The sequence below is a fragment of the Natronomonas sp. genome (assembly GCF_047616845.1).
Classification (GTDB): domain Archaea; phylum Halobacteriota; class Halobacteria; order Halobacteriales; family Haloarculaceae; genus Natronomonas.
This window is the reverse complement of record NZ_JBLGBY010000018.1, coordinates 13,846-37,282: the sequence shown is the minus strand read 5'-3', so window position 1 is coordinate 37,282 and position 23,437 is coordinate 13,846. Positions and strand designations below refer to the sequence as shown.

Below are 23,437 nucleotides of genomic sequence, written 5' to 3'. Positions count from 1 at the left end.
ACAGCGCGAGACAGCCGCCGAGTAACCCTCTGAAACTCGCTGATTGTCCGGTAGCACCGACGAGAACCACCTCTTTTCCTCCGGATTGTTGGGCCTGACCGGGCCGATGTGTTCAGATGACCAAGAACTAAGAGAAACGCTGTCCGTGGCAAAATTTACGTAAACACTATGCCATCGGCCTCGGACAATCCGGCTATGCGACGGAGGGAGTCATGAGTACACTGCAACGAGACCCCCGCGACCGAGTGCAGGTGCTCGATGAGGACGGGCAGGTCGTCGACGACGCCGACGTACCCGACCTCGATGACGACACACTCGTCCAGATGTATCGGAACATGCGGCTCGCTCGCCACTTCGACCAGCGAGCCGTCAGCCTCCAGCGGCAGGGGCGGATGGGAACCTACCCACCCCTATCCGGCCAGGAGGGCGCACAGATAGGCAGCGCAACGGCGCTCGCCGAGGCGGACTGGATATTCCCGAGCTACCGGGAGCACGGCGCCGCCTACGTCCGTGGGCTGGAACTGTCACAGACGCTTCGCTACTGGATGGGCGACGAGCGCGGGAACAGCCTCGAAGGGCTGAACATCTTCCCCGTGGCGGTGCCCATCGCGACCCAGATTGTGCACGCGACGGGCGCCGCGTTGGCGTCAGACCTGAAAGACGAGGAGGACAAAGCCTTCCTCTGTTATTTCGGCGACGGCGCCACCTCGGAGGGCGACTTCCACGAGGGGCTGAACTTCGCCGGCGTCTTCGACGTGCCCGCGGTGTTCTTCTGTAACAACAATCAGTGGGCGATTTCGGTGCCTCGCGAGAAGCAATCGGCCTCCGCAACCCTGGCACAGAAGGCCCACGCCTACGGCTTCGAGGGCGTGCTCGTCGACGGCATGGATCCGCTGGCCGTCTACAAGGTGACCCACGAGGCCCTCGAGAAGGCGAAGAACCCCGACCCTGCTGCGGACGACGCGCCTGGCCGTGCGACGCGGCCGACGCTCATCGAGGCGCTGCAGTACCGCTTCGGTGCTCACACGACCGCCGACGACCCCTCGGTGTACCGCGACGAGGACGAGGTCGAGCGCTGGAAGGCCAAAGACCCGATTCCGCGGCTGGAGACGTATCTCCGCGACGAGGGGATACTCGACGACGAGCGGGTCGAAGCCATCGAAGCGTCCGTCGAGGACGAGGTGGCCGACGCCATCACCGAGGCCGAGAGCATCGAACGACCCGACCCCGCGTCGATGTTCGAGAACGTCTACGAGGAGCGAACCGACCGCCTCCGCGAACAGGAGGCGTATCTCGAACAGCTACGCGAACGCCACGGCGACGAGGAACTACTAGAATGAGTGCCGAAGATGGAGACTCCCAGAATCTGACGCTCGTACAGGCCGTCCGCGATGGACTGAAAGGAGAGATGCAGCGCGACGACGATGTCATCGTTATGGGTGAGGACGTCGGCAAGAACGGCGGCGTCTTCCGCGCCACCGAGGGGCTGCACGACGAGTTCGGCGACGACCGGGTCATCGACACGCCGCTTGCGGAGGCCGGCATCGTCGGCACCTCCATCGGGATGGCTGCCTACGGCCTCAAGCCCGTCCCCGAGATCCAGTTCTCCGGGTTCATGTACCCGGCATTCGACCAGATCGTCTCACACGCCGCCCGGCTGCGCAACCGCTCGCGTGGCCGATTCAACTGCCCGCTCGTCGTCCGGGCGCCGTACGGCGGCGGTATCCGCGCGCCGGAGCACCATTCCGAATCCAAGGAGGCCTTCTACGCCCACGAGGCGGGACTGAAGGTCGTGATTCCGTCGACGCCGTACGACACGAAGGGGCTGCTTGCGGCCTCCATCCGCGACCCAGACCCCGTCATCTTCCTCGAACCCAAACTCATCTACCGGGCGTTCCGCGAGGAGGTGCCGGACGAACCGTACACCGTCGAACTCGGTGAGGCGGCCGTCCGCCGCGAGGGCTCGGACGTCTCCGTGTTCACTTGGGGTGCGATGACCCAGCCGACCATCGAGGCGGCCGAGGCGCTCGCAGAGGAGGACATCGATGTCGAGGTCGTCGACATGCGGACGCTGAAACCGATGGACACCGAGACGTTGCTCGAGTCGTTCAAGAAAACTGGCCGTGCCGTCATCGTCCACGAGGCGCCGAAAACGGGCGGCCTTGCGGGTGAACTCACCGCGACGATTCAGGAGGAGGCGCTGTACTACCAGGAGGCGCCCATCAAGCGCGTGACCGGCTTCGATGTCCCCTACCCGCTGTACGCACTGGAGGATTACTACATGCCGGAGAACACGCGAATCGAGGACGCCATCCGCGAAACCTACACCGCCTAACATGGTACGCGAATTCAAACTCCCGGACGTCGGCGAAGGGCTGGTGGAGGCCGAAATCGTCCGCTGGCTCGTCGAACCGGGCGATACGGTGTCGGAAGACCAGCCCGTCGCCGAGGTCGAGACGGACAAAGCAGTCGTTGAGGTGCCCGCGCCGGTCAACGGCACGGTGCGTGAAATCCTCGCCGAGGAAGGCGAGATGGTGCCCGTCGGCGAGGTCATCATCACCTTCAACACCGACGAGCAAAGCTCGTCGAGCAGTCGGCCGTCGGCCGACGACGCCGAAGGCGAGGCGGTCGAACCGCTGGAGGAGACCGAACCCGAGGAGGAGCCGTCAAGCGAGCCCGGGTCGCCGGAACCCGATGTCGAGGAGACCGATGGGCGCGTCTTCGCGGCCCCCTCGGCCCGACGGCTGGCGCGCGAACTCGGCGTCAACATTGCGGCCGTCGAGGGTAGCGGCCCCGGCGGGCGCGTGACGGAAGCCGACGTGCGCGCTGCTGCCGAGGAGACGGCCGGCGAGGCCGAAACCGAAGCGGCCGCCGAGGAGCCGAGCGACCACGGCGTGAAATCCGCGACGCGGCGCGTCGAACCCGAGGACACGGACGCCGAAATCGAGGTGCCCGCCGAGGGTAGTGCCGAGATGGCCGCCGAGGAGGCGGCCGAACGCGACCGAACGCTTGCGGCGCCGTCCACGCGCAAACTCGCAGAGGAGAAAGGCGTCGACCTCGATGCGGTGCCGACCGAGGAGACGAAGGATGGCGAACCGTTCGTGACGGCCGACCAGATCGAGGCGTACGCCGAAGCCCAACAGCGCGCCCAGGCGGCCGACGCCGAAGCCGTCTCCGCTGGCGCCGGCGCCGAGGCGGAAGCGCCGCCCGGCGGCCCCGAAATCACTGCCGGCGGCGAGGACGAGCGCATCCCGTATCGCGGCGTCCGGCGCACCATCGGCAAGCAGATGGAGCGGTCGAAGTTCACCGCGCCGCACGTCACCCACCACGACGAGGTGGACGTGACACAGCTCGTCGAAACCCGCGGCCGGCTGAAGGAGAAAGCAGAACAGCGCGATACGAAGCTCACCTACATGCCGTTCGTCGTGAAGGCCATCGTCGCTGGCCTCAAACAACATCCTATCCTCAACGCCCAACTCGACGAGGACAACGAGGAGATCGTCGTCCGCGGCGATTACAACATCGGCGTCGCGACGGCGACCGATGCCGGCCTGATGGTGCCGGTCGTGAAACACGCAGACAGAAAGGGCATGCTCGAGTTGGCCGACGAGATGGCCGACCTCATCGAGAAGGCCCGCGACCGCTCTATCGCCCGCGAGGAGATGCAGGGGGGCACCTTCACCATCACGAACTTCGGAGCCATCGGCGGCGAGTACGCGACACCCATCATCAACTACCCCGAGTCCGCGATTCTCGGCCTCGGGGCCATCAAGGACAAACCGCGCGTTGTGGAGCGCGAGGCGCAAGGCGCCTCGGACGGTGCGAACGGCGACGCCGTGAGCAAGGAGGTCGTGCCGCGGAAGGTCATGACGCTCTCGCTATCCATCGACCACCGGGTCATCGACGGCGCCGACGCTGCCCGGTTCGTCAACACCGTCAAGGAGTATCTGGAGAACCCCGAACTCCTCCTCCTGGAGTAGCTGTCGCGCGCGCACGGACGAGATAGGACCATTTTTTAGGGGGCGGGCAGAACGGGGACGTATATGTTCAAGGCTATCGTGAGCGCGGAAACGCTCGGGGCGGCGCTCGACTCCGTGAGCGTGCTGGTCGACGAGTGCAAAATCCGCCTCGAGGACGAGGGCCTCACGATCCGCGCGGTCGACCCCGCGAACGTGGGCATGGTCGACCTCGAACTCTCGGCGGCGGCGTTCGAATCGTACGAAACCGACGGCGGTGTCATCGGCGTCAATCTCGACCGTCTCGAGGACATCGTCGGCATGGCCGACTCCGACCAGCTCATCCACCTCGAACTGGACGAGGAGACCCGAAAGCTCCACATCTCGCTTGACGGCCTCGAATACACGCTGGCGCTCATCGACCCCGACTCGATTCGGCAGGAGCCCGACCTTCCCGACCTCGACCTCTCGGCGGAGATCGTCATCGAGGGCAAGGACATCGCCCGCGCCGTGAAGGCCGCCGACATGGTCTCCGACCACATCGCGTTGGGCGTCGACCCCGACGCCGAGGAGTTCTACGTCGACGCGGAGGGCGACACCGACGATGTCCACCTGGAGCTGGGTCGTGACGACCTCATCGACCTCTCCGCCGGCGAGGCGCGGTCGCTGTTCTCGCTGGATTACCTCAAGGACATGAACAAGGCGATTCCGAAAGACGCCGAAGTGACGATGGAACTCGGCCAGGAGTTCCCCGTCAAGATGCATTTTGACTTCTCCGAGGGCGATGGCCACGTCACCTTCATGCTCGCGCCGCGCATCCAGAGCGACTGACGACGCCCGTCCGTTTTCGCCGGTTTCGACGCCGATACCGTGGGGGAACCGCTGAAACCCGAAGCTTTTGGCTGGCCTAAAAATCGGAGCTATTATGTTTGTTTAGGCGAGCCTAAACGCACGTATGAAACAGACACGACGGGCGGTTCTCGGTGCTGCCGGCGCCGGAATCGCCGGGCTTGCCGGCTGTGCGGGCTTCGAGGCCCCCGCTGGCAGTGGGAGCGCGAGCAGCGAATACTCGGTGACGATGGAACCCGTCGGCGAGGTCGGCTTCAACGGTGTTCCCGAACGCATCGCGACGTATTTCCCGGGCTACGCCGACATGTTCGTCGCCCTCGGCCACGGCGACGCGCTCACGGCTATCGGAAACGCCTCCCGCTACCACACCGACCACTACGAGGCGGTCGGTCTCGACGCCCCGAGCGACCTCACACAGCTCATCGGCGAGAGCGGTATCGACAAGGAGACCATCTACGCGCTCGACAGCGACCTCCACCTGGTCGACCCGAACTGGCTCACGAAGAACGCCTTTTTCGGCCTTGAGGAAAGCGACATCGAGGAACTCGAATCCCAGCAGGCGCCGTTCCTCGGCAACGTCATCTTCCGCCGGACGGATTCGTGGCACGACTACCGCTACTACACGATGTACGAGGCATTCGAGAAGCTGAGCCAGGTCGTACAAGAGCAGGCGACCTACGAGGCGCTGGCGGAGTTCCACGATTCCTTCATCGCCGACATCCAGGCGAAACTGCCGCCGGCTGACGACCGCCCCGCAGCGCTGCTCGTCTTCGCCGGGAGCGACGAACCCGAAACGTTCTCGCCGTACCGGGTCGCCGACCGCGGAACGAACAAAAAGCAGTTCCACGACCTCGGCGTTGAGGACGCGCTGGCCGGAACGGGCATCAACGGCCTGTCGACGACCGAGCGCGGCCAAATCGACTACGAGACGATGCTCAACGTCGACCCCGAGGTGCTTCTCGTCCGCGGACACGAGACGAAGACGGACGCCGAGTTCGAAGAGACGGTCGTCTCGTTCATGGAGAACCACAACGTCGCAAGCGACCTCTCGGCCGTCCAGAACGGCGAGGTGTACCGCGGTGGGCCCATCTACGCCGGCCCGCTGCACAACCTCTCTTTGACCGAGCGGTTCGCGACGAACCTCTATCCCGACACGTTCTCGGGTGAGCTGTTCGACCGCGACGAAGTGGCCGCCATCGTCGGTAGCGAGAACTGAGATGCTCGCATGCGACGCTCCCGTGCGCCTGCTCGATTCGGCCGTCAGCGAGCGTCGCATATCCACCGCTGGTGAACTATGAGCAACGACGTTGGCGCCGCACGGCACTCGGAGAACCGATTCGAGTGGGTCGACCGCTCGCTCGCGTCGCTCATCATCGCGAGCGTGGCCGTCGTCGCCGTCGCCGGCCTCATCCAGGTTCGGTTCGGCGACTTCCCGATGACGGCTCGCGACGTCGTGAACGCTGTGTTCGACCCCGCCGTGCTGTTCGACCCTCGCTGGCTGTTGACGTTCTTACTCGGCGAGGGCGGGATGCGTGCCGTGACGGGCTACACAGGCGCTCTCCCCGACCTCTCGAAGGAGACGCTCATCGTCTGGAACCTCCGGGTGCCGCGCGTGTTGGTGGCGATTCTCGCCGGGCTGAACCTCTCGGTGTCGGGCGCCATCTTCCAGGCGATTACCCGCAACGAACTCGCCAGTCCGTTCATCCTCGGCGTCTCCTCCGGCGCCGGCTTGGCCATTCTGCTCACCCTCGTCGTGTTCGGCTCGCTGGCAGCGTTCCTCCCGCTCATCGCGGCCTTTGGCGGCTCGGCGGCGTTCCTACTCGTCTACGCCATCGCCTGGAAGAACGGCACCTCACCCGTCCGCCTGGTGCTTGCCGGCGTCATCGTCGGCACCGTCTTCGGCTCGCTCCAGACGGCGCTTTTCTTCTTCGCCGACGACGTCGCCATCGTCCAGAGCGCCATCGCGTGGACGACCGGCTCGCTCACCGGCAGCGACTGGGAGCAGGTACGGATGGCGCTGCCGTGGACGGTGCTCGTCGTGGTGCCGGGGACGCTCGTCGCGGCCCGCCAACTCGACGTGCTCGTGTTGGGCGAATCGACGGCCGCCTCACTCGGCATGAACGTCGAGCGGATACGCTTCGCGCTTGCGGGGCTTGCGGTGCTCGCGGCGGCCATCTCCATCGCCGTCGCCGGCATCGTCGGCTTCGTCGGGCTCATCGTTCCCCACGTCGTCCGAACCGTCGTCGGCAGCGACCACCGCCGCCTGCTCGTCGGCTGTCTGTTCGCCGGGCCGGCGCTGGTCGTGGCCGCCGACGTCGGCGCTCGACTGGCGCTTTCCCCGACCCAGATTCCCGTCGGCATCGTGACTGGCCTCATCGGCGGGCCGTATTTCCTCTATCTGATGCGGAGACAGGACACCCTCGGAGAACTGTAATCATGAGTACGACATATGAAACGGACGGAGAGCGCACGGACAGCATCGAGACAGCCAGCATGGTCGTCGAGGAACTCGTCGTCGGCTACGGCGATGAACCGGTTATCGACGGCGAGAGCCTCGTGGTTCCCGACGGCGAGGTGACGGCGCTCGTCGGCCCGAACGGCTCCGGGAAATCGACGCTCCTGAAATCGATGGCGCGACAGCTCGACGTCGATTCGGGCCGCGTCCTCGTCGATGGTCAGGCCCTCGAGCAGTTCCCGCGCAAGGAACTCGCCCGCGAACTGGGGCATCTCTCCCAGGAGAACACGGCCCCGGATTCGTTGACCGTCGAGGGCCTCGTCGAGCACGGTCGCTACCCCCATCAGGGGTTCCTCGACGCGCTCGGGGCGGAGGATACCCACGCCATCGACCGGGCAATCGAGCTGGCAGGTGTCGGCCACATCCGCGACCGCGCCCTCGGGTCGCTCTCCGGCGGGCAGAAACAGCTCGCGTGGCTGGCGATGGCGCTCGCACAGGACACCGACCTGCTGTTGCTCGACGAACCGACGACGTTCCTCGACCTCCACCACCAGATGGAAGTGCTCGAAATCATCGAACGCCTCCGAAAGCAGGGCGACCGCACCGTCGTCGTCGTGCTTCACGACATCGAGCAGGCAGCCCGCATCGCTGACTACGTGGTCGCGCTGGCTGACGGCGCGGTGCACGCCCGCGGGCCGCCCGCAGCGGTCGTCACCGAGGAACTGCTCCGGGAGGTGTTCCGCGTGGACGCGACGGTACGCCAGAGTCCCGAAGGGCCGCAGGTGCTTGCGCGCCGTCCGGTACACGAGTGAGATGGTCGGACGTACGCTCACGGATATCCGCCATCGACTCGATACCCTTGCCGCCCCCGACGGCCCGTACTACCTCGTCTGTGCGCGTACGGGCGAGCGGCCGTTCCCAGTGGACGGACTCCGGTTTCTCGACCGTCACACCGCCGAGGAAGCGGCCGAGGTTGCGGCCGCCTACCGCTCGGAGCTCCGCGACTGGGATCCGCGCCTCCCGTACCGCGATATCATCATCTGTGAGGACGGCTTCGGAACGCCGAACCGAAGCGCCGCCTTGGTCGATTTCTGTCACGAGGTCGCGGGAGCGACGTTCGAGACGCTGACGGCCCGCGGCCGCGACGCCATCGAGGATGCGGTCATCGACGCGTATCTCGTGGCCGCAGAACAGGTGACCGACCGCGACCGCCTCTGTCTCGCGTTGCTTCGCTGTATGGCCGCGGAGCTTTCGACGCTGCCCTCGGCCGAACAGGCTGCGACGCTGCGTGCCGTCACCGGCCGGCTCTCGACGCCCGCGGCGGCGGTCGACCCCCTTGACGCCGCCCTCGAGAGACTCGACGGCCTGACGCTCGTCGGTGACTACGAAATTCAGCCGGCGCTCGACCGATGGACGGTCGCCGTCGACGGCTACGAACTCGCCGACGGTGATTCGGTTCCCACGCTCCCCATCGCGGTCGAACTGTTCCGACGGACGGCAGCGGAATCGGTCGCAATACGCGCCGCCGAGGCCGACGAGAACGACATCGACTGGCGGTTCACGGTGGTAGTCGGCGCTGACGCTCCGGCCGGTCTGACCCAAATTGTCGCGGACGGAAGTGGCCGATAACTCCCGTCAAGACTCACTCTTCGCCCGCCTGCTCGACGAACTCGACCGCTTCCAGTGGCGTCTCGATGGCCTCGGCTGCCGAGGAGCGGTAGTTGACGGCCACGTCCGCGCCGTGTTTCCCGAACTCCGTGGCGATAGCGCGGCCGATGCCTCTGGCCGCGCCGGTGACGAGACAGGTTTGGGATTCAAGCATACACAGAGGAGAACGGGGTTCCGAAAAGTCCTGCCGCCGGGCGGGGGTTACCGGTCGAGCGAGTCGTCGATTTGGGATTCGACCTCTTCGAGCCACTCCGAATCGGAGAGTTCGTCCATCCGATCGCGGAGGTGCTGCTCGCAGAGCCCGACCTTGATGTGGTCTTTCTCGACAGCGACGGCGGCTTCCTCGTCGCAGTAGTGACACTGCATACCTGTAACTACGTGTCCGAGCGGTTTGAACCCAGCGTTCCCGTCATAACGCCGCGCGAAACCGTCGGTAGGCATCTCTCTCCAGCCCGGTCCGCCCGAGCGTCTCGTCGTGGGCGTCGCTCCCCCCGGTGACGAGCAGGTCGTGGGTCTCGACGGCCCGCTGTACAGCACGGGGGTCGACCTCGTGGTCATACGGGTAGAACCGCTCGACTGCGTCGAGGTCGGCACACAGTGACAGCGCCGCCTCGGTATCCTCGTAGCGGTACGGATGCGCCAGCGAGACGAGCCCACACGCCTCGCTGAGGACATCCACTCCCTCCTCGAACGTCGGTATCTCGCGGGCGACGTAGCACGGGCAGTCGTGGCCGATGAGCTCGTTGAAGGCCTCCTGGTAGCTGTACGCGGAAGTCGAGCCGATGGCGCGGGCGATGTGGGGACGACCGAGTCCCTCGCGCGGCTCGACTGGCAACTCGACATCGAGGCGGTTCTCGACGCACTCGATTATCTTCCGCCCGCGTGCGATGCGGTCGGCCTGCAGGCGATCGATGAGCCCCGTGAGGCCGTCGGTTCGGCGGACGCCGTAGCCGAGCAGGTCGACCCGTCCGGCCTCGCTTTCGACCCGCAGCTCGATGCCGTGGACGACCGTCACGCCCTCCAGGTGTGCCACGGGCGTCCGCAGGTCGGGATGGAGCCTGTCGTGGTCGGTGATAGCGACCACCGACACGCCTGCCTCCTCGGCGGCCGCAGGGAGGGTCTCTAACGTCAGCGTCCCGTCGGAGTTCGTCGTGTGTGCGTGGAGATCCGCGACGACCATACCCGACAGTGGGCGACCGACCGCCAAAGCCCCGGCGCTTCCGGCCCCCATCGCCGTTCGGTGGCTAAGGAAACTAAGGGTGGTAATACACGGCAGGGGGAATTATAGACAACATTCATGAAGGATACGCGGTTTCGATGCAGTATGAAACTGCTCGCGAACGTCGACGAGAAGATAGACGCCCACTCGTATCCGGCCAGCTGTGCGGAACTCATCGCCGAGTACGGCGAGTTCGAACTCGAAGTGCCGAACGGCGAGGAGACGCTCGGCGATGCCCTGAACCGACTCGGGGAGACCACCTTCCACGACGCCGAGGACGCCCGCCTGGCGACCTACTCCGCCGTCTCGAAGAACGCCATCGGGCGAGAGAACTACTCCGACCGCGACGCCCCATCCATCAACGAGAACGGCCCCGACCAGGTTTCCTTCTGAGCGGCTATTCGACATCCCCGCGGAACCGGGTTTGTGCCCGGGTGAACTCGATGTCGACCGGCAGGCACGTCTCGCAGAAGTCGATGCCGAGGTCGGTCAGATAGAGGCTCACGTACACCGTTTTCGGCCGATTTGCGGCCTCCCGTGCCTTCTCGATGTGTGGCTGGGCCTCCAACACCTGATACCGTTTGAGATCGTCGATGGGCTCATCGGAGAACGTGATGAGTCCGAGCCGTTCGAGGTTCTGGAGGTAGATGGGCGTCCGCTCGGGGTGTCGACAGCCGGCGTCGCCCCCCACCATCGACAGGTGTTCGGCGATGAGGTGGGATTTGAACGGCACGTAGCGTTTGTCGCGAACGTTCATGCAGGCTTGCGTCCCTTCCGTCGCGAGGAGCCGGAGGATGCGTGCCTCATCCCCGGCGAGCTCATCAAGGATCGACGGATAAGCCGGATGAACCGCCTCATTGCGACCGACTTCGGCTGATTTCGAGAGGAGACGCTCACCGCGCTCCCGTACGGCTTCCTTCGTCAGCGGACGGCGGCCGGGAACCTCGTCTTCGTGGGCCTCCAGCCAGTCGGTCTGTTCCTCACCGATGCCGATGCCGGCCCGCTGGAGCTCATCGAGCGTGATGGCCCGCGTCTCGGTGAGCAGTTCCGCGGGCGACTCGGACGTCGCGGCGGCGTATGCCATCCGCGTCCCGGTTCGGATGCCCGTCTCCATCGAGTAGCCCGTCGCCCGCTGGGTCATGCCCGCCGCGACCCGCGCGATACGGAACATATCCAGTGCTTCCTCGTCCACGTCGGCAGCGTCGGCGGCAGTCCCGGCCGTCCCCGGGAACGCGAACAGCGGGCCGAGACTGCCAGCGTTCGGGTCGGTCAGGTCGACGATGGCGCTCTCGATGCCTGACCGGAACCGTTCGATGTCTTCGGGGTCGAGTCCCGTCGGGTCGGTGATGCCCTCGCCGAGCACCTCGAACACCTCATCGAGGCCCTCCTCGTCGGCGGCCGTCGCGCCGGCGACTGTCTCCTCGAGGATGGAGAGCACCCCCCCGATGTCGTCGATATCGTCAGTGTCGACGACCAGCTCCTCGAGGATGGAGATGAGTTCCGCGACCGTCTCCGGGCTCGTCTCCGACGGCGTGGCGAAGGCCCCCTCGAGCACCGAGAGGAACCGCTCGAGCTGGTGGCCCTCCAGTGAGTCACTCTCGATTGCTTGCTCCATCACCGAGAACACTCGGTCGACCTCCTGTGGAGGGAGGTCTGCGCCGCTTTCCTCGCTGTCGATGTCGATGTCGAACTCTTCGCTGGCGTCGAACGGCTCGGAGTCGGTGTCTTCGTCGCTCATACCGCGTTCACCACCAGTAGCTGGAGCCAGCCGGCGGCGAAGCCGAGGGCGCCGCCGAGGACGATGAGCATCCACTCGTCTTCCACGAAGGCGGGCCGAAGGAGGCCGACGAAGTCACGCGACGAGAGGCCTCGGATCCGCCCAGTCATCAGGTTTCGGATGCCCTCGCTCCGTTCCTCGTTGAAATCGGGGTCTTGCAGCGGCGAGATGGTTCGGTCGACGCTCTCGGCGGCGAACGTCTCCCTGAGCGATTCGTACTCCTGGCTGCCGGTCGTCATGCGGACGAGTGGCCCGGCGAGTCCGACGGCTCGGTCGACCTCCGGACGGATTGCGTCGCGAATCATTTTCCGCGTGCGGTCTGATTGGCTGCCGTGCATGAGATCATCAGCAACATTGGAGATTGTGACGATTTCGTCGGCGACGATTTCGGCGTATTTCTCGGCGGCCTCGGGCTGGCGTTTGATGAACAGTCCCTGAATCCGGAACGGGCCGAGGCGTCGCTCCTCGATGGGGAGGAAGATGATTTTCAGCGCGATCCAGTTGGTGGCGTAGCCGACACAGACGCCCGCGACCGGAAGCACCCACCATTGGTCGATGTAAAGGAACAACGGGATGGTGAAAAAACCGAGGAAGCCGCCGATGAGGAACCCGGAGTTGATGATGAACTTCAGCTCTTGGTCACCAACTTCGATGAAGATCCGATTGAGCAGTTCGGGGTTCTCGTCGAGATGCTTCGTTATCATGAGGTTGATGTCGAGCAGTTCCTCGATGTTGTCGCCGATTCGCTCGGTGATGGTGTCTGCGATCTCGGGCAGGCGCGATTCGACGCGTGCGTGAACGAGTTCACGCATCGGCCGAGGCATGTTGTTCCACAGCTCTGGGTGCTCTCGCCGGAGCACCTCGTCGGTGAGCGCTCGAATCTCGTCTCGGGAGTTGTTGACGATGTGGGTCGCGATGCGTTCGGGGTCGAACTCCTGGTAGAACTCCCGTTGGGTCGCGATCTTCGAGATGCCTTTCTCGGCGGCGATGGTGCCCATCCGCGCCGACCGTGAGGGGATGATGCCCTGCCAGCCGATTCGACCCTTGACGATGCCGGGAATCTGTTGGAGCTTCCGGGGCAACATCGGTGCGATGTTCTTCAGGCCGGGCATCCGGAACCCGACGAAGTCGATGGGGTGGAACAGCAGCTGGATGGCGATCCAGTTGGTGCCGTAGCCGATGATACCGGTGATGAGCGGGATGAGAAGCAGGCGCCACTCCAGGCCGTACGGCAGGCCCGGAAGGAGTTGAGAGATTGACATTACGTTTCCATCCCTCGGTGTGGTGACGTCGAGACGCCAACCCGGAGTGAGGAACCGACTGGTCGACCAGCAGCGGCCGACCGACCCTGAACCGCGCTGGACGCCTCGCAATCTGTCATACCACCGTATTTCGGCTTACCAACTTTAAATTACAGTTCTTCGCGCGAGCATCAACGGCCCCCGGTCATCCGCCTGTCCGGTATCCCGCGGGCATCGAGCAGCCGCTGGGGCCGATGCGGAACGCCGTCCGCCGCCGGTTCTGGCACTATATGGTTCTGAGTGGTAGAAGATGGTTTCTAGAGGTAAAAATTAAGTATCTCCACGGATAACAACTGAATGAAGTCACAGGCGGTGCTGGCGGCGGGTCGAGGCGACGAGCCACCACAAGCGCCGCCGGCTGAACGACGACAACCCAAAACAATGAGCGAGAACAACTCTCCCATCGAGACCCTCTTTCAGTTGCAGCGAGATACGATCAAGCGAACCGAAGAAGCCCTCGAGGATGCCTTCGAGGTTCCCCGTGACGTGAGCGACACCCTCTACGGCGGTGTCGGCACCCAGCGTGAGGTTCAAGAGCAAGCCCTCGACCTGGCCCGCCAGTCGGTGCACACGTCGCTCGACGCCGCCGAATCCGTCGCCGGCGGTTCCTCCACGCTCGACGACCTCCGTGATTCCGTCGACGAGACGTTCGACACGCTGCAGGAACAGCAGGACGAGGCGTTCGACACTGTCGACGAGGAGTATGAATCCCTCGGCGAGAGCTACGACGAACTCAGCGAGGATGCCATCGAGAACCTCGGCGACCAGATCGAATTCCTCGTCGAATTCAACGAGGACATCGAAGACCAGCTCGTCGATTCCGTCGAGGAGCTCACCGAGCAGCTCGAAGAGCTCCAAGACGAGTTCGACGAGCAGACCGAAGAAGCCCAAGAGCAGCTCGAAGAGCAGGCCGAAGAGCTGACTGACCAGCTTGAAGACCAGCTCGACCAGCTCTCCGAGCAGTTCGAAGAGCAGGCTGACCGCTTCAACCAGCTCGAAGACCGCATCGAAGACGTCGGCATCGGCGGCGACGACGAAGACGAGGAGTAACGCCCCGCAATCCGCGCCTCCACGTCCCATTTTCCCCTTTCAATACTGAACAGTGGCGCGTCCAGCCTCAGACGCCGGGGACGCCGAACGCCCCGATTCCGAGGTTGAGAACTGAGTTGAGCACGAACAGGATGACGAGCGCCGCCACCCACGCGACGAGGCCGATTATCGCCGCTTTCACCCAGCCGCCGGGATAGCGCCAGTTGACGACGCCGATCCAGACGACGAGCGCGACTATCGGCCCGATGAGCGGTATCCACGACGTCAGCGCCCAGCCGATGGCCCCGAGTAACGCGGTGATGACTGCGCCGCTGTAATCTTCGACGTCGACGACGAGGCTGGCGCTGACGTAGATCGCGAGCCCACCGACGAGCAGTGCGACGAGAAACGAGACGATCGAACCGACAAACGGGACTGCCATGGTTGGCGATTCTCTCGGCCGTGTCGTATAGTTAGTGGCCGAATCACAGCGGATTACGCTTCCTGCAGTTGCCGCAGCACGTCCGGCGCTTCTGCGAGTGCGTCTTCGAGGTTCCCGGTTTCGGGGCCGCCGCCCTGCGCGAAGTCCGGCGGGCCGCCGCCGCCACCGCCGACCATGCCCGCGAGTTCGCTGACGACGCTTCCGGCGTTGATATCCACGTCGTCGGGCACCGCGACGACGAACGTTGCGCCGTCGAGACCACTGCCGAGGACGGCGACTTTGCCTTCCTCGACGAGGGCGTTCGCCGTCGCCCGGAGTTCGTCCATGTCGGCGTCGACGCGCTGGATGACCGCCGTCGTGCCGTCGATGTCGACTTCTTCGCCGCCCTCACCGCCCTGGGCGCGCACCTCCGCGAGCTGTTCTTTCAGCGTCTCGATCTGCTTGCCGCGCTCCTTCCACTCTTTGAAGAAGCGCTCGGCGGTTTCGGGCACCTCCGGCGGCGAGACGTCGAGCGTCTCGGCGGCGTCGTAGAGTGCGTCCTCGGTACGCTGGGTAGCCTCGATGGCCGCGTCGCCGGCAGCGAACGTCAGCCGTTCGATCCCGTCCTGGACGCGCTCCGTCGAGAGGATCTTGATGGTGCCGATGTCGCCCGTCCGCGTGACGTGCGTGCCCGCACAGGCCTGGACGTCCTCGGCGACGTGAATCAAGCGGAGCTGTTCGCCCGGCGGAATACCGCCCTGATAGAGGTCGAAGCCGTGTTCCTCCTCGGCCTCGTGGCGGTGGGGCCACTCCTGTTTGACCGAGATGTTGTCGGTCACGAGGTCGTTTGCGACCCGCTCGATGCGTTTGACCTCCTCTCTGGTGATACGCTGGTAGTGGCTGATGTCGAACCGAGAGGATTCGGTGCCCTTCTGGGCGCCGGCCTGTCGGACGTGTTCGCCGAGCACTTCACGCGCCGCGTAGCCGACGATGTGGGTCGCGGTGTGGTGTTGCATCAGCCGCTTGCGCCGTGTCGTATCGATCTTTCCACGGACGAACTCGCCTTTCCCGGGGTCGTCCTCGGCCCGGTGGAGGACGACGCCGTCGACCTCCTGGACATCGGTCACCTCGACCGTGATGTCGTCGGTCGCGAGCGTTCCCGTGTCGGCTGGCTGTCCCCCGCCCTCCGGGTAGAACATCGTCTGGTCGAGAACGACGTCGTACACCGGCGCCTCGTCCTCGCCCGTTTCGCGCTCGATAACGTCGAGGACGACCGCTTCGAACTCGGTTCGTTCGGGGTCTTCGTAGAACAGCTTCTCCGTCTCCGGCAGGTCTGCGATGCGGTCGTCGTCGGTTTCGAGCGGCGATTCCTCCTCGAGGGCTTCCTCACCGCCGTGGCGGGCCGCAACGAGCGAGTAGAAGTCGTCCGGAATCTCGATGTCTGCACCGTGGTCGGCGGCGATCTCCTCAACCATATCCGGTTGGATGCCGCGGCTGTCGTACAGCTCGAGCACTTCCTCCAGCGGAATCGCCTCGCCTTTCTCGGCGTACTCACTCGCCAGGCGTTCGACCTGCCGGGTACCGCGTTCGAGCGTCTCGCGGTACTTCTCGACCTCCGTGCGGACGATATCGCGGATGGTGTCGCGGTTGTCGTATCCGAGGCGCTCGGCCTGCATATCGACGAGCTCGTCCAGCGGCGCGTCGACGCCGACGTTGTCGACGAGCCGTTTCGTCCGGCGCAGCACCATCCGCGCCAGATAGCCCGTGCCGACGTTCGAGGGGACGATGCCGTCGCCGAGCATGTACGCGAGCGTCCGGCAGTGGTCTGCGATGGCGTAGATATCCTCGAGCGGTTCAACGAGGTCACGCAGCTCCGAGGTCGAGACGCCGAGCTTCTCGGCGATGTTGTCCCGGGCTGCCTCCACGTCGTCGACGTCGTCGATGTCGAGTTGGCCGGACAGCCGCGCCGCGCGATTGACCAGTGCCTGCTCGTCGTCGGTGTATTCGAGACCGGCGTTCTCTTTGAGGAACGAAATCATCTCGGGGTACACCGCCTCGTACACCGTCGGCGTGCCCTGGGACATCCACGTCCACCGCTCCAGCCCGTAGCCGGTGTCGACGATGTACGTGTCCATGTACGAGTAGGTGTTCCCGTCCTTGAGCTCGTACTCGCCCTCGGGGTCTTGCTCCATGCACATGAAGACGAGCGTGGCGAGTTCGAGGCCGCGATAGATGACTTCGATGGCCGGGCCGGCGTTGCCGCCGCCGACCCACGGGTCTTCGATGTAGGTGACGTCCTCGATGTCCGCGCCGAGGGAGGCAAGCAGCTCGTCGCAGTATTCGACCGTCTCGTTTTTCCAGTACACTTCGTCCTGGTAGGCGTACTGGTCGGGGTCATCCAGGTCTTCGCGGGCGTTGAACGCGTGGTGGGCCATCATCTCGAAGGCCATCGTGTGCCGGCCGGTCTTGCCCACGTTGTCGATATCCTGCATCCGGATACAGGGTTGTGAGACGGTCAGCGGATTCGCCGGCGGCGGCGTCTCGCCGGACGTGACCAGCGGCTGGAAGTCGTAGATCGAGGCCTGGGTCAACAGAACGTCGTCGCGCCAGCGGTTGGCCGCGACCGGATACGGGTCGATGCGGTCGTGGTCGTGCTCCTCGAAAAAGGAGAGAAACGCCTCACGCATCTCCTCGAGGCTGAACTCTTCGTCGAAGCCGGGCTCACCGATGAACTCGTACTCGGCACACGGCGGCTCCCCGCAGCGCTCCCGCTCCTCGTCGCGGGTCCAGAAGTGCGCGCCACAGGAGGGACACTCCGTCCGGACGAACCCCTCCTCGTGGAAGTAGTCAAGTTGGTATTCCTCTTCGAGGTCACTCATTACCCCTTGTTCGCCCGTCTTCGGCTAAAGGGTTTTCGAGCCGAACTTTTTACACGGCGCGCCTGCGGCGCGCCGGCAAAAACTTCGATGAAAAAGACACGGCGGCCCTCCCTCCGGTCGGGCCTTGGCCCCGCGCCTCCCGTTGGTCGGCGCGGTGAACCGCTCGGCGTGCTTCGCACGCCTCGCGGATGCTACTCTTCCAGGGCCAGCGACGCCAACAGCGCCTCCAACTGCACCTGCTCGTTCGCGCCGGCCGTAATCCGGTAGTCGGCCTCGCCGACCCGCTCCATCAACTGGACGGCCTGTCGCTCGTCGAGGTCGAACTCCCAGACAGAGCGGTGGAGTTGGTCGATGATGTCGCCGCCGGCGATGCCGATGTCGGTCAAAAGCGTATCGAGCTGGGAACGTGCGGCGGTGAAGTCTCCCTCCATCGCCTCGGTCACCATCTCCTTGATTTCCTCGGGGCGGGCCGTCGAGGTGATGGTGTACACCGCCTCCTCGTCGACGGTTTCGCCCATGACCGCCGCAGCCTGCAAGCCGTTGATCGCTTTCCGCATGTCACCGTCGGCGGCGTAGACGAGCGCGTCGAGGCCGTCCTCGGTCATCTCGATGTCCTCACGGTCGGCGATGATACGGATTTGCTCCTTGACCGCGTCGTCGCCAAGCGGCGAGAATCGGAAGACGGCACACCGCGACTGGATGGGGTCGATGATTTGCGAGGAGTAGTTACACGAGAGGATGAACCGGGTGTTGTCGGAGAACTGCTCCATCGTCCGGCGGAGCGCCGACTGGGCGTCGCTCGTGAGCGCGTCCGCCTCATCGAGGAAGATGATGCGGTGGTCGTAGCCGCCGAAGGAGGCGCGGGCGAAGCTCTTGATGCGGTCTCGCACCACGTCGATACCGCGCTGGTCGGAGGCGTTGAGTTCGAGGAAGTTCTCCCGCCAATCGTCACCGTAGACCTCCTTTGCGATGGCCGTGGCTGCGCTCGTCTTCCCGACGCCGGCCGGCCCCGCAAATAGCAGGTGGGGTAAATCCTGTTTGCTGATGTACCGTTTCAGCCGTTCCGTGATGGCCTCGTGACCGACGACGTCCTCGAGCGTCTGCGGGCGATATTTTTCGATCCATATCTCCCGCCCGCGGTCGTCGGTAGCAGCCTCGCTCATGGGAAATCCGAGGCCCTGCCCGGGTATAAACCCCCCGAGACGAACCAGTCTGGAGCGGCACGCTGAAACGACTCCGCCCCGTATCCGGGGTATGCGCGTGACGTGTGAGGTCGTCGGCGAGGAAACGCACGACGTCGAGGTCGAGGCCGACGCGACCTACGGTGACCTCCTCGAGGCGGTCGGCCTGTCGACCCAGGAGGCGTCGGTGCTGGTCGACGGCAACCCCGTTCCCGAAGACCGGCCGGTCGATACCGACAGCGTTCGTGTGTTGCGACTCATCAAGGGTGGGTGATGATGGCCGGAGGTGGTACGTCGACGGTGACGGTTCGGCCAGCCACCCCCGGCGACCGTCCGACGGTGCGAAGTATCTGTAACGCCGCGATGCTCGAGCTGGATGAGCGGCCGCTTCGTCACGGACTCGTCTTGGTCGCCGTTGACGAGGGCCGACTCCTCGGTGCGCTCATCCTCGACGGCAACGAGATCGACGCCATCGCGGTGCGTCCGGGTCGCCGCGGGCAAGGTATCGGAAGGGCGCTCGTTGAGGCAGCGACGCGCTGTCGCCCCGAACTGCGTGCCGGTTTCAACCCCGGCGTCCGCCCCTTCTACGAGGCGCTTGGCTTCGATATCGACTGCTCGGAGGGGCGGTGTCGTGGCACTCGGTCGCGTTCAGTGCCCGGACGCTCCCGCTCTCACCCCCGCTCAGAGTAGCGGCCGGACGAGGTCGGCGCCGGCCTCCAGCAGTTCCTCGATGCGGTCGCGGCTTCCGGCTTCGGCGTAGACGCGGAGTTTCGGCTCCGTCCCGCTCGGGCGGACGAGCAGCCACGAGCCGTCGGCGAGCAGGAGTTTGAAGCCGTCCTCGGTGACCACACGGTCGATGTCGGTGTCGGCGACGCGGTCGGGAATCTCGTCTCCGAGTCGGTCGATGACTGACGCCTTGCGCTCGTCCGGGCAGTCGAGACTGATGCGGTCTTGGACGATGTCGCCGTGTTCCTCGCGGAGCCGGTCGAGGCGGTCGTCCAGCGGCTCCTCGCTGTGGGCTGCGACCACGAGCAACGCGACAAGCACGCCGTCCTTGTTCCTGAGGTGGCCGCGAACGCCGAAGCCCCCCGATTCCTCGCCGCCGATGACGGCGTCGTGGACGGCCATCGCCTGGGCGACCCATTTGAATCCGACCGGGGTCTCGTGGACGGCCTGTCCGTTCGCGGCCGCGACGCGGTCGATGAGGAACGTCGTCGAGACGGTGCGAACTGCATCGCCAGCCTCGGTTTCGAGCACGTAGTCGTACAGCGCTGCGAACAGCCAGTTCGGGTCGACGTAGCCGCGTTCGGGTGTGACGACGCCGATCCGATCCGCGTCGCCGTCGTTCGCGATACCGAGCGTCGGGTCGCCGTCCCGAACGCGCCGTTCGAGGTCGGCCAGGCGGTCGCCGGTGGGCTCCGGCGGCGTTCCACCGAATTCGGGGTCGTGGCCGTCCCTGAGCCGCACTACGTCGGCACCGGCACGTTCGAGCAGGTCGTCCGTGACGCCGCGCCCGCTGCCGTGCATCGCGTCGTGGGCGACCGTCACGCCCGAGCAGTCGGTGTCCACGAACGCCAGTGCGTGCTCCAGATAGGCCTCGACGAAATCGTACTCCTCGACCACGCCCCACTCCGATTCGTCGAGTGGCTCCGGTTCTCGGAGGTTCTCGGCTAGCTGGTCGGTGACGACCGGGAGCGCGGGCGCGCCGTCCTCGGGGATGAACTTGATACCGTTGTACGTCGGCGGATTGTGGCTTGCGGTCACCTGGAGTGCGCCCGCGAGGTTCCGGTCGGTAACCGTCCACGCGACGACCGGCGTCGGGGTGTCTCGTTCGGGGATATGCGCGTCGAAGCCGTTGGCGCACAGCACGCGACAGAGCTCTTCGGCGGCCGGCCGTGACCCCTCACGGGGGTCGTACCCGACTGCGACCGCTGGGCGGCCCTCTCCGTCCCCTGCGCCGACCTCGTGAAGGTAGTCGGCGACGGCCTGGCCGACCGCGTGAATCCGCGGCGTCGTGAACTCCTCGACGGTCGTTCGCCAGCCGTCGGTGCCGAATTCGATGTCCATGCCGGCGGGTGGTCGGGCGCGAATAAAAAGCCCTGCGCGAGAGAGGAGGGCTTTTGCCGCACCGTCCCCGATGACGGCGTATGGACGCGCCGCTGTGGACTGAGGAACACGCCCCCGACCTCTCGGAACTTCCCCAGGACGACGCCCGTAACAACCTCCGGCGGGCCGTCGAAGAGCCGATGAACCTCATCGTGTTCGGCCCCCGCGGCACCGGCAAGACGGCCGCCGTTCGCGCACTCGCCGAGGCGACCCACGACGACTCCGACAACGATTTCGTCGTCATCAACGTCGCCGACTTCTTCGACCGAACGAAAAAGGAAATCAAGAACGATCCACGGTTTTCGCAGTTCCTCGAAGGCCGCTCGCGGCTCTCAAAACGCGACATGATAAGCCGTGTGCTGAAAGAACAGGCCGCTTATCAGCCCGTCTCGGGGGATTTCCGAACCATCCTGCTCGACAACGCCGAGGCGATTCGGGAGGACTTCCAGCAGGCGCTTCGCCGGGTGATGGAACAGCATTACGAGGCGACGCAGTTCGTGCTCGCGACCCGACAGCCCTCCAAACTCATCCCACCCATCGAATCGCGGTGTTTCCCCGTGCCGATGCGGGCGCCGACCCACGAGGAGACTGTCGACGTGCTCGAACGCATCGTCGAGCTTGAGGGCGTCACCTACGACGCCGACGGCCTCGAATACGTCGCCGGCTACGGCGATGGCAACCTCCGAAAATCGATTCTCGGTGCCCAGACCGCCTTCGAGGAGGAAGGCGAGGTGACGATGCAGGCCGCCTACGACTCGCTGGGCGACGTCGGGATGCGCGACACTGTCGACGAGGTGCTCGCAAACGCCGACGCCGGCGAATTCGAGGACGCTCGCAACGGACTCGACGACCTCCTCTATGACGAGGGGTTCGAAGGCGACGAAATCCTCCGTGAACTGCTGGCGGCGGCCCGCGGTCGATACGACGGCGACCGACTCGCTCGCGTCCACCAGCTCGCGGGCGAAATCGACCTGGAGATGTCGTCGGGCACCTCGGACAGAGTGCATCTCGGCCGTCTCGTCGCCGAACTCGGCCGCGGCCGATGACGAACTTCGCACCCATCGTCCCGGACGGTTCCGTCCCCGTGTTCGGCGCGTGCCGCCCCGGCCATCTCGGCAACAGTCTCGACGAGTGGGCGACGACGCTCGACGCTGCCGGCGTCGAGTCCGTACTCTGTTTGCTCTCGAACAGCGAGGCGACTCGATGGGGGTTGCCTGACGCGTACGCCGACCGCTTCGAAACGGCGCATATCCCGATTCGCGACCGACACCTCCCGGCCGAATCGACGCTTGAGCGGGCGCTGTCAGTCATCGAAGCAGCAGACGTGAACGGCCAGCGGGCCGCCCTGCACTGTAACGCCGGCCTCGGGCGCACGGGCGTCGTCGCGGCCGCGTGGCTGTCGCGGCATCGCGGCTACGACCCGATGGCCGCCATCGAAACGGTCGAGGCGGCCGGCCGCGCGCCACGGGAGGCCGTCGTCTGCGGTAACGCGACCGAGGCGGCGCTGTTGGAGTTGCTTGAATAACTGGACACCAGTACGCGCTTCTCACACCAGCACGTGAACGTAGCGCGTCAACGAGCCATGGACGCGGCGGTCGAACCGGGACTCGACCGTCCAGCCGGCAGCCTCGGCGGCGTCGTTCCACGGCTGGTCGCCGACGACGACTGTACGGCCCGCGACCCGGCGACACTCCTTCAGGGCGTCCCCGACGAGGTCTGCGAGCGAGACGCCCTCGATTTTCGACTGTCGGCCGTACGGGGCGTCGAAAACGACTCCATCGAAGCTATCGTCGATGAAGGGGAGTCGGGTGGCATCGGCGCGGGCGGTCTCGAAGCCGTCCTCCAGATAGTGGTCGAGATTCTGGTGGGCACCGCGGGCCATCTTCCATTGGGCGTCGACGCCGACCACGTCCGAGCCGGCGAGGCCGGCTTCCACGAGGATGCCCCCGGTACCACACATCGGGTCGAGAACCCGAGTATCGGGGCCAGCACCGGCGATGTTCGCGAGTGCGCGGGCGTCAATTGGCGCCATGCTGCCGGGCTGGAAGAACGGCTTGTCCGTCGGTTTTCGCGCCGTGAACTCCCGTGGCGTCTTCGTTTCGAGCCAGCCGAGAGCGGCCGTCTCGGAGAACAGCGCCACGAGCGTCTGGTCTGGGTCATCGAGGTCGACCTCGAAGCCCCGGTCGACGAGCACCGAACCGAGTTGACGCTCGACGGCCTGGGTATCCACGTCGGTCAGGCCACGAACGTCGCGTGCGCGGACGGCGACGGTGCCCGTCCTGTCGATGCCGGCTGCCTCGAGCACCGCGATGGCGGCCTTGATATCGGGCTCGCAGGTGCCCATCAGTCGGCAGCTGCGGCGGGTGTACGCCAGCGTTTCGGGTCGGCGGACGCCGCGGGCGGTCGCCATGCCGGGCGCGATGACCTCGACGTCGGAGCAGCGGCTGGCGGCTTCCCGTGCCGCGAAGGCGTCGTCGTCGCCGGCTAACTCCAAGAGATACACGTTGGGTGTTGGCACCCAATGGAAAATAAACGGCGCGGTGAGCGACGGCACAGTAGTCGGTTGTGCGACCTGTCAGAAACGACCACCTACATT

23 protein-coding genes and 1 pseudogene are annotated in these 23,437 nt (G+C 65.4%); 14 read left to right on the top strand and 10 right to left on the bottom strand.

What is annotated here, in order from left to right:
- The first annotated feature begins 212 nt into the window (after positions 1 to 212).
- The 8 genes from pdhA to ACI8UR_RS05630 all read left to right on the top strand — a co-directional run bounded on the left by pdhA (position 213) and on the right by ACI8UR_RS05630 (position 8,889).
- Entirely contained in the window at positions 213 to 1,340 is a 1,128-nt protein-coding gene (gene pdhA / locus ACI8UR_RS05665) for a pyruvate dehydrogenase (acetyl-transferring) E1 component subunit alpha (RefSeq protein ID WP_415087647.1), read from the top strand.
- Positions 1,337 to 2,335 carry an alpha-ketoacid dehydrogenase subunit beta gene (locus tag ACI8UR_RS05660; RefSeq protein ID WP_415087646.1) on the top strand — a complete coding sequence of 333 codons (999 nt, stop codon included), beginning with the start codon at positions 1,337 to 1,339 and terminating at the stop codon, positions 2,333 to 2,335. The genes pdhA and ACI8UR_RS05660 overlap by 4 nt, the downstream gene beginning before the upstream one ends.
- A 1-nt stretch (position 2,336) precedes the next feature.
- Positions 2,337 to 3,980, top strand: a complete 1,644-nt coding sequence (locus ACI8UR_RS05655) for a dihydrolipoamide acetyltransferase family protein (RefSeq protein WP_411715987.1) — start codon at positions 2,337 to 2,339, stop codon at positions 3,978 to 3,980.
- A 63-nt stretch (positions 3,981 to 4,043) separates the two neighbouring features.
- A complete protein-coding gene (locus ACI8UR_RS05650) occupies positions 4,044 to 4,787 on the top strand; it encodes a DNA polymerase sliding clamp (protein WP_411715988.1) in 744 nt (247 codons plus the stop codon).
- 124 nt (positions 4,788 to 4,911) lie between these two features.
- Entirely contained in the window at positions 4,912 to 6,021 is a 1,110-nt protein-coding gene (locus tag ACI8UR_RS05645) for an ABC transporter substrate-binding protein (protein ID WP_411715989.1), read from the top strand.
- Between the two features lie 78 nt (positions 6,022 to 6,099).
- Positions 6,100 to 7,239 (top strand): FecCD family ABC transporter permease, encoded by a 1,140-nt coding sequence (locus ACI8UR_RS05640; protein ID WP_411715990.1) that lies wholly within the window; start codon positions 6,100 to 6,102, stop codon positions 7,237 to 7,239.
- Between the two features lie 2 nt (positions 7,240 to 7,241).
- Positions 7,242 to 8,072 carry an ABC transporter ATP-binding protein gene (locus ACI8UR_RS05635; RefSeq protein ID WP_411715991.1) on the top strand — a complete coding sequence of 277 codons (831 nt, stop codon included), beginning with the start codon at positions 7,242 to 7,244 and terminating at the stop codon, positions 8,070 to 8,072.
- Between the two features lies 1 nt (position 8,073).
- Complete coding sequence (locus tag ACI8UR_RS05630) at positions 8,074 to 8,889, top strand: hypothetical protein (protein WP_415087645.1); 816 nt, start codon at positions 8,074 to 8,076, stop codon at positions 8,887 to 8,889.
- Between the two features lie 67 nt (positions 8,890 to 8,956).
- On the opposite strand, the pseudogene ACI8UR_RS05625 reads toward ACI8UR_RS05630, so the two are convergent.
- The 3 genes and pseudogenes from ACI8UR_RS05625 to ACI8UR_RS05615 all read right to left on the bottom strand — a co-directional run.
- Positions 8,957 to 9,082, bottom strand: a pseudogene (locus tag ACI8UR_RS05625) (SDR family NAD(P)-dependent oxidoreductase); the annotation flags it as partial.
- A gap of 47 nt (positions 9,083 to 9,129) precedes the next feature.
- Positions 9,130 to 9,294, bottom strand: coding sequence for a DUF6757 family protein (locus ACI8UR_RS05620; RefSeq protein WP_411715998.1), 165 nt, complete (start codon positions 9,292 to 9,294; stop codon positions 9,130 to 9,132).
- Between the two features lie 43 nt (positions 9,295 to 9,337).
- Complete coding sequence (locus ACI8UR_RS05615; RefSeq protein WP_415087644.1) at positions 9,338 to 10,108, bottom strand: PHP domain-containing protein; 771 nt, start codon at positions 10,106 to 10,108, stop codon at positions 9,338 to 9,340.
- A 144-nt stretch (positions 10,109 to 10,252) separates the two neighbouring features.
- Between ACI8UR_RS05615 and ACI8UR_RS05610 the strand changes: the two genes are divergently transcribed.
- Positions 10,253 to 10,540, top strand: coding sequence for a DUF2795 domain-containing protein (locus ACI8UR_RS05610; RefSeq protein WP_411716000.1), 288 nt, complete (start codon positions 10,253 to 10,255; stop codon positions 10,538 to 10,540).
- A gap of 4 nt (positions 10,541 to 10,544) precedes the next feature.
- Here ACI8UR_RS05610 and ACI8UR_RS05605 read toward each other — a convergent pair whose 3' ends face one another.
- Both ACI8UR_RS05605 and ACI8UR_RS05600 read right to left on the bottom strand, forming a co-directional pair.
- Complete coding sequence (locus ACI8UR_RS05605) at positions 10,545 to 11,885, bottom strand: DUF4393 domain-containing protein (protein ID WP_411716001.1); 1,341 nt, start codon at positions 11,883 to 11,885, stop codon at positions 10,545 to 10,547.
- Complete coding sequence (locus ACI8UR_RS05600; protein ID WP_411716002.1) at positions 11,882 to 13,186, bottom strand: hypothetical protein; 1,305 nt, start codon at positions 13,184 to 13,186, stop codon at positions 11,882 to 11,884. The genes ACI8UR_RS05605 and ACI8UR_RS05600 overlap by 4 nt, the downstream gene beginning before the upstream one ends.
- A 420-nt stretch (positions 13,187 to 13,606) precedes the next feature.
- Between ACI8UR_RS05600 and ACI8UR_RS05595 the strand changes: the two genes are divergently transcribed.
- Positions 13,607 to 14,275, top strand: coding sequence for a hypothetical protein (locus ACI8UR_RS05595; RefSeq protein WP_411716003.1), 669 nt, complete (start codon positions 13,607 to 13,609; stop codon positions 14,273 to 14,275).
- Positions 14,276 to 14,342: 67 nt separating this feature from the next.
- On the opposite strand, the gene ACI8UR_RS05590 is transcribed toward ACI8UR_RS05595, so the two are convergent.
- The 3 genes from ACI8UR_RS05590 to ACI8UR_RS05580 all read right to left on the bottom strand — a co-directional run bounded on the left by ACI8UR_RS05590 (position 14,343) and on the right by ACI8UR_RS05580 (position 18,717).
- Positions 14,343 to 14,696: a hypothetical protein gene (locus ACI8UR_RS05590; RefSeq protein ID WP_411716004.1), complete on the bottom strand. Its 354-nt coding sequence runs from the start codon at positions 14,694 to 14,696 to the stop codon at positions 14,343 to 14,345.
- Between the two features lie 53 nt (positions 14,697 to 14,749).
- On the bottom strand, positions 14,750 to 17,554 hold the full coding sequence (alaS, locus tag ACI8UR_RS05585) for an alanine--tRNA ligase (protein WP_415087642.1): 2,805 nt from the start codon (positions 17,552 to 17,554) through the stop codon (positions 14,750 to 14,752).
- Between the two features lie 191 nt (positions 17,555 to 17,745).
- Positions 17,746 to 18,717: a replication factor C small subunit gene (locus ACI8UR_RS05580; protein ID WP_415087641.1), complete on the bottom strand. Its 972-nt coding sequence runs from the start codon at positions 18,715 to 18,717 to the stop codon at positions 17,746 to 17,748.
- Between the two features lie 91 nt (positions 18,718 to 18,808).
- Here ACI8UR_RS05580 and samp2 point away from each other — a divergent pair, with 91 nt between their 5' ends.
- Together samp2 and ACI8UR_RS05570 are read left to right on the top strand one after the other, a co-directional pair.
- Positions 18,809 to 19,009 (top strand): ubiquitin-like small modifier protein SAMP2, encoded by a 201-nt coding sequence (gene samp2 / locus ACI8UR_RS05575; RefSeq protein ID WP_415087640.1) that lies wholly within the window; start codon positions 18,809 to 18,811, stop codon positions 19,007 to 19,009.
- Positions 19,009 to 19,425 (top strand): GNAT family N-acetyltransferase, encoded by a 417-nt coding sequence (locus ACI8UR_RS05570; RefSeq protein ID WP_415087638.1) that lies wholly within the window; start codon positions 19,009 to 19,011, stop codon positions 19,423 to 19,425. Before samp2 ends, ACI8UR_RS05570 begins: the two co-directional genes overlap by 1 nt.
- Here ACI8UR_RS05570 and ACI8UR_RS05565 read toward each other — a convergent pair.
- A complete protein-coding gene (locus tag ACI8UR_RS05565) occupies positions 19,417 to 20,802 on the bottom strand; it encodes a phosphoglucomutase/phosphomannomutase family protein (protein ID WP_415087637.1) in 1,386 nt (461 codons plus the stop codon). The genes ACI8UR_RS05570 and ACI8UR_RS05565 overlap by 9 nt on opposite strands.
- 80 nt (positions 20,803 to 20,882) lie before the next feature.
- Between ACI8UR_RS05565 and ACI8UR_RS05560 the strand changes: the two genes are divergently transcribed.
- Together ACI8UR_RS05560 and ACI8UR_RS05555 are read left to right on the top strand one after the other, a co-directional pair.
- Complete coding sequence (locus tag ACI8UR_RS05560) at positions 20,883 to 21,887, top strand: AAA family ATPase (RefSeq protein ID WP_411714718.1); 1,005 nt, start codon at positions 20,883 to 20,885, stop codon at positions 21,885 to 21,887.
- Positions 21,884 to 22,366: a dual specificity protein phosphatase family protein gene (locus ACI8UR_RS05555; protein WP_411714717.1), complete on the top strand. Its 483-nt coding sequence runs from the start codon at positions 21,884 to 21,886 to the stop codon at positions 22,364 to 22,366. The genes ACI8UR_RS05560 and ACI8UR_RS05555 overlap by 4 nt, the downstream gene beginning before the upstream one ends.
- Positions 22,367 to 22,387: 21 nt before the next feature.
- Here the strand turns inward: ACI8UR_RS05555 and ACI8UR_RS05550 are convergent, their stop codons facing one another.
- Positions 22,388 to 23,344 carry a methyltransferase domain-containing protein gene (locus ACI8UR_RS05550; RefSeq protein WP_411714716.1) on the bottom strand — a complete coding sequence of 319 codons (957 nt, stop codon included), beginning with the start codon at positions 23,342 to 23,344 and terminating at the stop codon, positions 22,388 to 22,390.
- Positions 23,345 to 23,437 lie beyond the last annotated feature (93 nt).